This window comes from Agreia sp. Leaf210 (assembly GCF_001421485.1).
Classification (GTDB): Bacteria; Actinomycetota; Actinomycetes; order Actinomycetales; family Microbacteriaceae; genus Agreia.
Map to the genome: position 1 here is coordinate 373942 of NZ_LMKK01000004.1, position 12223 is coordinate 386164.

Annotated in this window: 11 protein-coding genes; 9 read left to right on the forward strand and 2 right to left on the reverse strand. The window is 67.7% G+C overall.

Going from position 1 to position 12223, the window contains the following annotated elements; genetic code table 11:
• Positions 1-196: 196 nt before the first annotated feature.
• On the reverse strand, positions 197-1636 hold the full coding sequence (gene pdxR / locus ASE64_RS16355) for a MocR-like pyridoxine biosynthesis transcription factor PdxR (protein ID WP_055782983.1): 1440 nt from the start codon (positions 1634-1636) through the stop codon (positions 197-199).
• A 78-nt stretch (positions 1637-1714) separates the two neighbouring features.
• On the opposite strand from pdxR, the gene ASE64_RS16360 reads away from it, so the two are divergent.
• Positions 1715-2329, forward strand: coding sequence for a GNAT family N-acetyltransferase (locus ASE64_RS16360; RefSeq protein ID WP_055782986.1), 615 nt, complete (start codon positions 1715-1717; stop codon positions 2327-2329).
• A gap of 48 nt (positions 2330-2377) precedes the next feature.
• Here the strand turns inward: ASE64_RS16360 and ASE64_RS16365 are convergent, their stop codons facing one another.
• A complete protein-coding gene (locus tag ASE64_RS16365; RefSeq protein ID WP_055782989.1) occupies positions 2378-2974 on the reverse strand; it encodes an NADPH-dependent FMN reductase in 597 nt (198 codons plus the stop codon).
• A 137-nt stretch (positions 2975-3111) separates the two neighbouring features.
• On the opposite strand from ASE64_RS16365, the gene ASE64_RS16370 reads away from it, so the two are divergent.
• The 8 genes from ASE64_RS16370 to ASE64_RS16400 all read left to right on the forward strand — a co-directional run bounded on the left by ASE64_RS16370 (position 3112) and on the right by ASE64_RS16400 (position 12196).
• On the forward strand, positions 3112-3519 hold the full coding sequence (locus tag ASE64_RS16370) for a winged helix-turn-helix transcriptional regulator (protein ID WP_082466452.1): 408 nt from the start codon (positions 3112-3114) through the stop codon (positions 3517-3519).
• Positions 3520-3593: 74 nt separating this feature from the next.
• Positions 3594-3809, forward strand: a complete 216-nt coding sequence (locus ASE64_RS16375; protein ID WP_055782992.1) for a hypothetical protein — start codon at positions 3594-3596, stop codon at positions 3807-3809.
• A gap of 614 nt (positions 3810-4423) precedes the next feature.
• Entirely contained in the window at positions 4424-4513 is a 90-nt protein-coding gene (locus ASE64_RS17265) for a potassium-transporting ATPase subunit F (RefSeq protein WP_104279474.1), read from the forward strand.
• Entirely contained in the window at positions 4514-6187 is a 1674-nt protein-coding gene (gene kdpA / locus ASE64_RS16380) for a potassium-transporting ATPase subunit KdpA (RefSeq protein WP_055782995.1), read from the forward strand.
• Positions 6188-6201: 14 nt separating this feature from the next.
• Complete coding sequence (kdpB, locus tag ASE64_RS16385; protein WP_235480666.1) at positions 6202-8301, forward strand: potassium-transporting ATPase subunit KdpB; 2100 nt, start codon at positions 6202-6204, stop codon at positions 8299-8301.
• Positions 8302-8364: 63 nt separating this feature from the next.
• A complete protein-coding gene (gene kdpC, locus ASE64_RS16390) occupies positions 8365-8976 on the forward strand; it encodes a potassium-transporting ATPase subunit KdpC (protein ID WP_055783002.1) in 612 nt (203 codons plus the stop codon).
• A gap of 2 nt (positions 8977-8978) precedes the next feature.
• Entirely contained in the window at positions 8979-11513 is a 2535-nt protein-coding gene (locus ASE64_RS16395) for an ATP-binding protein (RefSeq protein WP_055783004.1), read from the forward strand.
• On the forward strand, positions 11510-12196 hold the full coding sequence (locus tag ASE64_RS16400) for a response regulator (RefSeq protein ID WP_055783007.1): 687 nt from the start codon (positions 11510-11512) through the stop codon (positions 12194-12196). The genes ASE64_RS16395 and ASE64_RS16400 overlap by 4 nt, the downstream gene beginning before the upstream one ends.
• The last annotated feature ends 27 nt before the right edge of the window (positions 12197-12223 follow it).

A 12223-nucleotide genomic window follows, 5' to 3' on the forward strand; every position in this document is an offset into this window, starting at 1 on the left:
CAGGGCGAGGATGTCGGCGGATGGGGAGATCTACCCATCGACCGTTTTGTACGACTCGTTACGCTCGCTCCAGACGCCATGGCACGGTCCCGGGCGTCACCGTGGCGCTCGACGCCATCGACCCGGGCGCCGACAGTCGGGGGCGGCCGACGGTGACCATCACGGTTTCTCGGAAGCCGAACGACTAGTCGACCGCTCAGACGATCTCGCGTCGGATCGAGACGAGGGCCGATTGCAGCTCGAGGTCGGTCGCAGCGCCGTAGCCGAACACGATCCCCTCGCGGCCGGCAGCGGTCTGCCCGAAGTAGTGCCTGGCAAGCTCGGTCACGGCGACGCCGCGGCGCGACAGGCGCTCAGCCAGATCTGCGTTCCCGGTGCCCGCGGGCGACGAGAGCACCGCGTGTAGTCCGCCGTCGAGGGCGCTGAGCATGAACGACGACCCGACGTCGCCGTCGAGCGCATCCACGACCAGGGCCCGCTTGTGCGCGTAGGCGCGGCGGGTGCGGGCGAGGTGTCGACTGAGTCCGCCACTGTCGAGGTAGTGCGCCAGCGCCTGCTGCGGGATGCCCGACACGGTCTCGCCGACGTCGACCCGGGCATCCAGAATCGCGGCACGCAGCGCCGGGTCGCGCACCACCACGTAGCCGCAGCGCAGCCACGGGGTGATGACCTTCGAGTAGCTGCCGACGTGGACGACCAATCCGGAGTCGTCGAGCGACGCGATCGACGGCAGCGCTCGCCCGAGGTGGCGGAATTCGCTGTCGTAGTCGTCTTCGATGATGATCGAGCCTGTTCGCGCAGCCCACCCGAGCAGCTGAAGCCGGCGCCCCACGTCGAGGCTTCCTCCCAGCGGATACTGGTGGCTGGGCGTGACCAGCAGTGCGGTCAGTCGCTCACTCTGCACGGCGTCGAGGTCGACCCCGCCGTCGATGACGTCGATGGGCACGAGTTCGGCGCCGAACCGTGCGAGCACCGTGCGACTGCCGACGTGGCCCGGGTTCTCGCATCCGACCCGCAGGTGGCGGCCGTGCCGGGCCGCGAGCCCGAGCGCGACCAGCGCGAGACCCTCTCGTGCGCCCGAGGTGACGATGACGTCGTCGGGGTCGCACGCGAGACCACGAGCATGAAACAGGTGCCGCGCGATCTGCTCGCGCAGGGCGGGCAGCCCCGCTGCGGGCGGGTAGACGGCGGGCACCTCGCCCGGGGTCGCTCGGCGCCAGGCCGCTGCCCAGTCGCCGCGCGTGATCGACGCGGTCGAGGGGATGCCAGGGCGCAGCTCGATGGGTGGGCTCGAGGGGGCGGTCGGTGCGGGATCGCCGGCGTTCATCCGTATCTCCGTGACGACATTCTCAGCGTGCGGCGCTCGCGGAGGCACGCGTGTGGAGACGAAGGTGCCCGAACCCTGAACGGTCTCGAGGTATCCCTCTCCCGACAGCTCGTCGTAGATGCGCACGACGGTTCCACGCGCGATTCCGACGGCGGATGCGACGGCGCGGCTCGACGGCACCGCGTCACCCGGTCGCATCCGGCCGCCGAGGATCGCCGCGCGGAGCCCCGCCGCGAGTCTGTCGCGCGGGCTGTCGGCACCCTCTGGCGCGATCATCTCGACGATATCGACTGCGCGCGCGTGCCTCATTGACTCCCCAACTGGTCTATGCGAGTTCGCCAATAGTGGCATACCCGATGATCCACTGCTGCGCCCAGAATCGGAGGCATGACACTGACGATCGCCCCCACCACCCTCACCGGAACCCACGTCGTTCTCGAGCCACTCAGCCACGACCACCACGACGGGCTCGTGCATGCCGTGCGAGACGGCGAGCTCTGGAAGCTCTTCTACACGACGGTGCCATCACCCGAGGGCATGCGCGCCGAGATCGACCGGCGGCTGCGGCTGCAAGAAGAAGGGTCGATGCTGCCCTTCACGACCCGCGTGCGCGATGCCCAGACCGGCGAGCCCGGTCGCATCATCGGCATGACGACCTACATGGACATCGACCACACCACGCCTCGACTCGAGATCGGCTACACCTGGAACGCGGCCTCGGCTCAGGGAACGGGAACCAATCCCGATTCGAAACTGCTGCTGCTCGGGCACGCCTTCGAGACCCTCGGATGCGTGGCCGTCGAGTTCCGCACCAATTGGATGAACCAGCAGTCGCGCGAGGCGATCGCCAGACTCGGCGCGAAGCAAGACGGAGTGCTGCGCAGCCATACCCGCATGGCGGATGGAACGCTGCGCGATACCGTCGTGTTCTCGATCGTCGAAAGCGAGTGGCCGTCGGTGCGCGCGGGGCTGCGGCGCCGCGTCGAGAAGGTTCGAGGCTGACCGAGCCGGCCCATCGCATCCGGTGATGGGCCGACCGGGGTCAGACGATCAGGCGGCGACGGTCTCGTCGGCGTCAGTGGGCACGACGGGAGCGTGCAGCGGCTCGAGAGCCTTCGACCAGGCCACGAGCTGGTCGAGCATCGTGTCGACCTGCGGAAGCAGGTAGTCGTTGGGCGTGAAGACGGAGTAGTTCTCGAACTCGGTCACGAGCGAGATGGCGACCTGGGCGCGAACCGTCGCCAGCTGCAGCTCGGATGCGACGAGTCGCAGGTGCTCGACCGCGCGGGCTCCACCGACCGAACCGTAGCTCACGAAGGCCGCGGCCTTGTTGTTCCATTCGTTGTAGAGGTAGTCGAGGGCGTTCTTGAGTACGCCCGAGGTGGAGTGGTTGTATTCGGGGGTCACGAACACGTAGCCGTCGAACTGGGCGATCTTCGCCGACCAGGCCTTCGTGTGCTCGTTCTGGTAGTTACCCCACGCGGGCGAGCCGGGCTCGTCGAAGTGGGGGAGCGGGAAGTCGGCCAGGTCGACGAGCTCGAAGGTCGCGTCGTCGCGCTTCACGGCGATGTCACGAACCCACTTGGCGACGGCCTCTCCGTTGCGTCCGGGGCGCGTGCTGCCGAGAATGATTGCGATTGTGGTCATCTGGATTTCTCTCCTTAGGAACTTTTCGTGCGTAACGCACGTTGTCAGTCATACGAAGAGGTCGGAGGCGCGATTTAGTCCCGTCGCCGGCCACGCACTTTGGAGTGCGTCACGCACACGAAGGGAAGTCACGCGTTATGACGGCACTGTCGATAACGGCCGCTGCAGAATCGGTCGAGGGGCTCAACAAGGCGTGCGAGGTTCCGTCCACTCGAGACCTCGTGCGCGACATCTTCACCATGACGGGGGATCGCTGGTCGATGCCTGTCATCCGAGCCCTCGACGAAGGCCCGGTGCGCTTCACGGCTTTGATGCAGGCCGTCGAGGGCATCTCGCACCGGATGCTCACCCGCACGCTTCGCTCGCTGCAGAGGGACGGCCTGGTCGGTCGCACCAGCTACCCCGAATCGCCACCGCGGGTCGAGTACGAGCTCACCGAGTTGGGCCAGACGCTGAGCGAACCCGTGCGGGCCTTCATCGCGTGGACGCAGCTGCACCAGGCCGAGATAGAGGAGAGCCGACAGCAGTTCGACGGAGTGAGGTAGTCGCCAGCGCGCTTTCCGCGAATTCTCAGCGCACACTCATACGGTGGAGGCACTCAACCGGAAGGAACGACACCATGGGTTTTCTCGAGAACGCCAAAGATGCTGCAGAGGCCACCGGTAAGAAGATCGGCGAGGCCGTCGACGATGCCAAAGAACGCCTCAGCGACAAGGCCGACGAGGTTCGAGCCGACGCCGAGGTCAAGCGGGCAGAGGGCGACGTGAAGCGCGCCGAAGCGGAGCGCGACGCCACCGAAGCCAAGAACGAGTACAAAGAAAAGCTGCGCGACTAGTAGCGACAGAACGAACGAGGGCCCCGGGTGACGAACCCGGGGCCTTCGTCGTGAAGAGGAGTCGTTCCCTGAGCTTGTCGAAGGGCGGCTGGTCGACCAGCGCGGTGTGCGGGGGCTCCCTTCGACAGGCTCAGGGAACGGGTGCTGGCGTATCGAAATCCGCCACGGTGGCCTCGATACGGCCGCAGGCGGCCTACTCGACCAGCGGAACGGGAGGAGATGAGCACATCCGACGCAAATACTGCGTCGGTTTGGCGTATTTCCTCCCGTTCGCCAGGTTGGGCGGAGATTTCCGCTACCGGACGCCTACGCGTGGCGGTACGCAGGAATCTCCGCCCGGGTGGTCGCTCAGGGAACGGGGGCTCCCTTCGACAGGCTCAGGGAACAGCCGCAGCCGTATCGACATCGTATGGATGCGCGAGGCACCCGTTAGGAATCCGTTAGGGCGCGGGATGCCGCCCGAAAGCAGGTATCTACTCGGATGAGCGACCCCGGCCGGGGCGCGTCACGTCACATCATCCGATGGAGTTTTCCGTGCTCGACCTCGTCTACGTTCTCGGCATCTTCGCCGCGTTCGCGCTCGTCGGCGTCATCGCCTGGGGGGTGTCGAAGCTGTGATCGTCTTCGACACGCTCGCGGCGGTGCTCGCCGTCTCGGCCCTCGCGTATCTCGTCTACGCCCTCGTGAAGCCGGAGAAGTTCTAGATGGACTCCTCACTTCTCGCAATCCTGCAGGTCGGCGCCCTTGCGCTTGTTCTCGTCGCCATCCACCGGCCGCTCGGCGACTACATGGCCCGCATCTACTCGTCGACGAAAGATCTGCGTGTCGAGCGCGGCTTCTACCGCCTCATCGGCGTGGATGCCCGTGCCGAGCAGAGTTGGATGGCGTACCTCCGCAGCGTGCTCGCGTTCTCGCTCATCGGCGTGCTGCTGGTCTACGCCCTCCAGCGCGCTCAGGCGGTGCTCCCGTACTCCCTCGGCTTGCCGGCCGTTCCCGAGGGGCTGTCGTTCAACACGGCGGTCTCGTTCGTCACGAACACCAACTGGCAGAGCTACTCGCCCGAGGCGACCATGGGCTACACGGTGCAGCTCGCCGGCCTCGCCGTGCAGAACTTCGTCTCTGCCGCGGTCGGAATCGCCGTGGCCATCGCCCTCGTGCGCGGCCTCCGCCGCACACGCCAGGGCACCCTCGGCAACTTCTGGGTCGACCTCACCCGCGGCACCTTGCGCCTGCTCCTGCCGCTTGCGGCACTCGTCGCGATCGTCCTGATCGCGGGAGGCGTCATCCAGAACTTCGCCGGCTTCACCGACGTGACCACGCTGTCAGGCGGAACCCAGAGCATCCCGGGCGGCCCCGTCGCCAGCCAGGAGGCCATCAAGATGCTCGGCACCAACGGTGGCGGCTTCTTCAATGCCAACTCGTCGCACCCGTTCGAGAACCCGACCGGGTTCACGAACCTCGTGCAGATCGTGCTGATGCTCGCCATCCCCTTCAGCCTGCCCCGCACCTTCGGCGCGATGGTGGGAGACAAACGCCAGGGCTACGCGATCCTCGCGGCCATGGCGGCCATCTTCGTGGTGTCGCTCACGGCGCTGACCCTGTTCGAGCTGGGCGGCGCGGGCACGGCTCCACAACTGGCCGGTGCGGCGATGGAGGGCAAGGAGACCCGCTTCGGCATCGCGGCCTCGACGCTCTTCGGCTCGACCTCGACGCTCACGTCGACCGGTGCGGTCAACTCCATGCACGACTCGTTCACCTCGCTGGGCGGCATGATGCCCATGATCAACATGATGCTCGGCGAGGTCGCGCCGGGAGGCGTGGGCTCGGGCCTCTACGGAATGCTGATCCTCGCCGTGATCGCGGTCTTCATCGCCGGCCTGCTGGTCGGACGCACGCCCGAGTACCTGGGCAAGAAGCTCGGCCCGCGGGAGATCAAGCTCGCGAGCCTCTACATCCTCGTGACTCCCACGCTGGTGCTCGCCGGAACGGCTCTGAGCTTCGCGATTCCGGCGATCAGGGCGGATGTCGAGGGCACGTCGATCCTGAACCCCGGGCTCCACGGCCTCAGCGAGGTGCTCTACGCGTTCACCTCGGCCGCCAACAACAACGGATCCGCGTTCGCTGGTCTCACGGCGAACACCCCCTGGTTCAACACCGCTCTCGGTGTGGCCATGCTGTTCGGCCGGTTCATTCCGATCGTGCTGGTGCTGGCGCTCGCGGGCTCGCTCGCCGCGCAGCCGAAGATCCCCTCGACCGCGGGCACCCTGCCCACGCATCGTCCGCAGTTCGTGGGCCTGCTCGTGGGCGTCACGATCATCGTGTCGGCCCTCACCTATTTCCCCGTTCTCGCGCTCGCTCCACTCGCTGAAGGGCTGTAACCGCAGCTATGTCCATGCTCACCGCAACAGTCATCCCCGCTCTGCCGGGGGCCCTGCGCAAGCTCGATCCACGCCAGATGTGGCACAACCCCGTGATGTTCGTCGTCGAAGTCGGCGCCGTGCTCACGACCCTGCTGGCCGTCGCCGAGCCTTTTCTCGGCGGGCCGGCCTCATCCGGCGGCTCACCCGTGCCGGCCACGTTCACCGCGGGGATCGCGGTGTGGCTCTGGCTCACCGTGGTCTTCGCGAACCTGGCCGAATCCATCGCCGAGGGCCGTGGAAAGGCCCAGGCCGACAGCCTGCGCCAGACCCGCACCTCGACGACCGCGAATGTGATCGCGTCGTACGACGCCGAATCGGATGCCGGTGGCCTGCGCGCCGAGACACGTCCGGTCTCGAGCGCCGAGCTCACGCTCGGAGACCACGTCGTGGTGACCGCGGGCGAGTTGATCCCGGGCGATGGTGACATCGTGTGGGGCATCGCCTCGGTCGACGAATCGGCGATCACGGGTGAATCCGCTCCCGTCGTGCGGGAATCCGGCGGCGATCGCAGCGCCGTGACCGGCGGCACCCGCGTGCTGTCGGACCGCATCGTCGTGCGCATCACGTCGAAGCCCGGCGAGACCTTCGTCGACCGCATGATCGCGCTCGTCGAGGGCGCCTCGCGGCAGAAGACGCCGAACGAGATCGCCCTGAACATCCTGCTCGCCAGCCTCTCGGTCATCTTCGTGGTCGTGGTGCTGACGCTCAACCCGATCGCCGGATACTCCGCGGCCTCGGTGAGCGTGCCCGTGCTGGTGGCGCTGCTCGTCTGCCTGATTCCGACCACCATCGGTGCGCTGCTCTCGGCCATCGGCATCGCCGGCATGGACCGCCTGGTGCAGCACAACGTGCTCGCCATGTCGGGCCGTGCGGTCGAGGCCGCGGGCGACGTGACCACGCTGCTCATGGACAAGACCGGAACCATCACCTACGGAAACCGCCAGGCCGCCGAGTTCTCGGCGCTCGACGGTGTCGCGCCGCTCGAGCTCATCGAGGCCGCCGCCAGCTCGTCGCTCGCCGACCCCACCCCCGAGGGCAAGTCGATCGTGGTGCTCGCCGAGACGAAGGGCTTCGTGACGCCCGACGATATCGACGGGGTGATCGTGCCGTTCACGGCGCAGACCCGTATGTCGGGGCTGGATCTTCCCGACGGATGCCAGATCCGAAAGGGCGCGGGCTCCGCCGTGCTCGCGTGGGTCGAGGAGTCGGGCAGGGCGGCCTCGTCGACCATCGCCCAGCTCGACGAACAGGTACAGCGCATCTCGAACGCGGGTGGCACGCCCCTGGTGGTCGCCGTGAAGGCGCCGCCCGTCGGAAAGCAGCCGGGCGAAGCCCGCATCCTGGGTGTCGTCTATCTCAAGGACATCGTGAAGGAGGGCATCGCCGAGCGGTTCGCCGAGCTGCGGGCCATGGGAATCCGCACCGTGATGGTGACGGGAGACAACCCGCTCACCGCGAAGGCCATCGCGGCCGAGGCCGGGGTCGACGACTTTCTCGCCGAGGCCACGCCCGAGCAGAAGCTCGAGCTGATCAAGCGCGAGCAGGAGGGCGGCAACCTCGTCGCCATGACCGGCGACGGCACCAACGACGCGCCGGCACTGGCCCAGGCCGACGTGGGAGTCGCGATGAACACGGGCACCTCGGCCGCGAAGGAGGCCGGCAACATGGTCGACCTCGACAGCGATCCGACCAAGCTCATCGACATCGTGCGCATCGGCAAGCAGCTGCTCATCACCCGCGGCGCGCTCACCACGTTCTCGATAGCGAACGACGTGGCCAAGTACTTCGCCATCATCCCGGCGATGTTCGCGGGTGTGTTCCCCGGGCTCGCGGTGCTCAACATCATGCAGCTGCACTCGCCGGCCTCGGCCATTCTCTCGGCGATCATCTTCAACGCGATCATCATCGTGGTGCTCGTGCCGCTGGCCCTGCGCGGCGTGAAGTACCGCGCACTCTCGGCCTCGCGCATCCTCGGCCGCAATCTGCTGATCTACGGACTCGGTGGAGTCGTGGCGCCCTTCATCGGCATCAAGCTGATCGACCTCGTCGTCACCCTGATCCCCGGTTTCTAGGTCTCGATACGGCCGCAGGCGGCCTACTCGACCAGCGCATTCATACAAGAAAGAAGCACGAAAATGAGTACACGTTCACGCAGCGGCCGCCAGTACTGGGTCGCCCTGCGGGCGATGGTGGTCTTCACCGTCGTTCTCGGCATCGGCTACACGGCTGTCGTCACCGGCATCGGGCAACTTGCCCTCCCGGCCCAGGCCGGCGGCCAGCCGGTGTCGGATGCCGACGGCCAGGTCGTCGGCTCGGCCCTCATCGGGCAGTCGTTCACCGACGCCGACGGCAACGCTCTTCCCCAGTGGTTCCAGTCGCGTCCGTCGGCCGCGGGCAGCGGATACGACGGAACCGCCTCGAGCGGCAGCAACCTCGGCCCTGAGAACGCCGACCTCATCGCGGCGATCGGTGAACGTCGAGCGGCCGTGGCTAAACTCGAAGGCGTGTCGGAGTCCGAGGTTCCCGCTGACGCCGTCACCGCGTCGGCATCCGGTCTCGACCCTCAGATCAGCCCGGAGTACGCGCGACTTCAGGTCGCCCGCGTGGCGGAGGCTCGTGATCTGCCCGAGGCGAAGGTCTCTGCTCTCGTCGACTCGTTCGTCGAGGGTCGCGATCTCGGAATCCTCGGAGACCCGACGGTCAATGTGCTCGAGTTGAACCTCGCGCTCGCGTCGATGGCCGGCTGATCATGGGGCGCGGCCGCCTGCGTGTGCTGCTCGGTGCCGCGCCCGGCGTCGGCAAGACGTACACGATGCTCGAGGAGGGCACCCGACTCGCCGCCGAGGGCCGCGACGTGGTCGTGGCGGTCGTCGAGACCCACGGGCGATCGGCCACCGCGCGCATGCTCGGCGGCCTCGAGGTCGTGCCGCGCCTGGCCGTGACGCATCGCGGGGTGACGCTCAGCGAGATGGATCTCGACGCCGTGCTCGAGCGGCATCCGAATGTGGCGCTCGTCGACGAGCTCGCGCACAGCAATGCGCCGGGGTCGCGCCACGAGAAGCGCTGGCAAGACGTCGCGACCCTGCTGGATGCCGGCATCGACGTGATGACGACCGTCAACATCCAGCACATCGAGTCGCTCACCGACGTGGTCGAGCAGATCACGGGAGCGCGCCAGCAGGAGACGGTGCCCGATTGGGTCGTGCGCTCGGCCGAGCAGCTCGAGGTCGTCGACCTGGCCCCCCAGGCACTGCGCGACCGCCTCGCCGATGGACGCGTGTACCCCGCAGCGCGCATCGATGCCGCCCTCTCGAACTATTTCCGACTCGGCAACCTCACGGCGCTGCGCGAGCTCGCCCTGCTCTGGCTGGCCGACGAGGTCGACTCGGCGCTCAAGTCGTATCGGGCCGACCACGGAATCGCGAGCAAGTGGGAGGCCCGGGAGCGCGTGGTCGTTGCTCTGACCGGAGGCCCTGAGGGCGAGACCCTGCTGAAGCGAGGCGCCCGGATCGCCGCCCGGTCGGCCGGCGGCACCCTCGTCGCCGTGCACGTGACGAGCCAAGACGGTCTGCGCGCGGCTCACCCCGGGGCGCTGGCCGCGCAGCGCTCGCTCGTCGAATCGCTGGGCGGGACATTCCACCAGGTGGTCGGCGACGACATTCCCGCGGCTCTCGTCGACTACGCCCGTGGAGTGAACGCGACCCAGCTCGTGATCGGAGTGAGCCGCCGAACCCGCCTCAGCGCAGCCCTCTCCGGCCCGGGTATCGGGGCGACCGTGATCCGCGCATCCGGTGACATCGACGTTCACATCGTGACGCACGCGGCCGCGGGGGGAAAGCTGCGTCTTCCCCGGTTCAGCGGATCGTTGACCGCGCGTCGCCGGATTCTGGGATTCGTGCTCGCCCTCGGAGGAGGGCCGCTGGTGACCTGGCTGCTCGTCACGCTGAGGTCCGACGAGTCGATCACCTCGGACGTGCTGACGTTCCAGCTGGTGGTGGTTCTGGTGGCGCTGGTCGGCGGAATCTGGCCGGCGCTGTTCGCCGCTCTGCTCTCTGGACTCACGCTCGACTTCTTCTTCGTCTCTCCGCTCTACACGGTCTCGGTCGGCGAACCCCTGCACCTGTTGGCGTTGGCGCTGTACGTCGTGAACGCCGTGCTGGTCAGCGTGGTCGTCGACACCGCGGCCCGGCGCTCGCGGCAGGCGAGGCGCGCGGCGGCGGAGTCGGAGCTCCTCGCGAGCATCGCCGGCAGCGTCCTGCGGGGGCAGGATGCTCTGCAGGCGCTCGTGGACCGAACACGCGAAGCCTTCAGGCTCAACGAGGTGCGGCTGAAGGCATTGGACGGCAGCATCCTGGCTTCGTCGTCGCTGTCGGAGTTCGAGGCGGAGGCTGGAGCCGGGACTGAGACCGTGTCGCGTGCAGCGTCGACGATCGCGGTCGGCGACCGCGCCACGCTGGAGCTCTGTGGTCCTGACCTCGCCGCATCCGAGCGCCGGCTGCTTGGAGTCATCGCGGCCCAGATGGATCAGGCGCTCGAACACAGGGATCTGGCGGCGACCGCGAGCGAGGTCGGTCCTCTCGCCGTTGCCGATCGCATGCGCAGTGCTCTGCTCGCGGCGGTCGGTCACGATCTGCGCCGCCCTCTGACCGCGGCGACCGCCGCCGTGAGCGGGCTCCGGTCGACCGAGGTGGAACTCAGTTCGCATGACCGCACCGAGTTGCTCGATACGGCCCAGGAGAGTCTCGACTCCCTTGCCGACCTCGTGACCGATCTGCTCGACGTCAGCCGCGTCGAGGCGGGTGTGCTGGCTGTGTCGATGCACGCGATCGATGTCGAAGACGTGATCGTTCCCGCGCTCGACGAACTGGAGCTCGGTCCCGATCGCGTGGAGCTCGCCCTCGATGGCGACGAGCGTCCGCCGGTGTTGGCCGACGAGGTTCTGCTGCAGCGGGTTCTCGTGAACCTGTTGTCGAATGCGGTGAGGTTCTCGCCCGAGGGGGCGAAGGTGCGGCTCTCTGCCAGCGCGTTCCGCGGCCGGGTCGAACTGCGCGTCGTCGACAGCGGTCCGGGTGTTCCCGGCGAACGGCGAGACGAGATCTTCGTGCCGTTCCAGCGTCTCGGCGACACCGACAATTCCACCGGTCTCGGGCTGGGGCTCGCCCTCTCGAAGGGTTTCGTCGAGGGCATGGGCGGAACGATCGAGGCCGAAGACACGCCCGGCGGTGGCCTGACCATGGTGGTCTCTCTTCCCGCAGTCCAGCCAGCAGCCGAGGAGAAGCCATGAAGATTCTGATCGCCGACGACGATCCGCAGATCCTGCGTGCCCTATCGGTGACTCTCCGTGCCCGCGGATACGACGTCGTGACGTCGCGCGACGGGGCCGAGGCCCTCAACGCGGCTATCGATCAGCACCCCGATCTGGTCATGCTCGATCTGGGTATGCCGAAGCTCGATGGCATCGAGGTGATCGAAGGGATCCGCGGCTGGTCGCAGGTGCCTATTCTCGTCGTGTCGGGGCGCACCGACGGGGCCGAGAAGGTGCTCGCGCTCGACGCCGGCGCCGACGACTACGTCACCAAGCCGTTCGCGATCGACGAACTGTTGGCGCGCATCCGAGCCTTGACCCGGCGGGTGCCGACGGCGGGCGACGAGGCGCTCGTGACGTTCGGCGACGTCACGATCGACCTCTCGGCGAAGCAGGTCACGAGACGAACGGATGCCGGTGGCGACGAGAGCGTTCGGCTCACGCCGACCGAGTGGATCATTCTCGAGACCCTGGTGCGGAGCCCCGGAAGGCTCGTGACGCGAGCAGCCCTGCTGACCGCCGTCTGGGGCCCGAACCACACCAACGACTCCGGATATCTGCGCGTCTATCTCGCGCAGTTGCGCAAGAAGCTCGAACAGGAGCCCGCGAGGCCGCGCCACCTGCTGACCGAGGCCGGCATGGGATACCGCTTCGTGTTGTGAGCCGAGCGCCGTCGGCTCGGTGAGCCC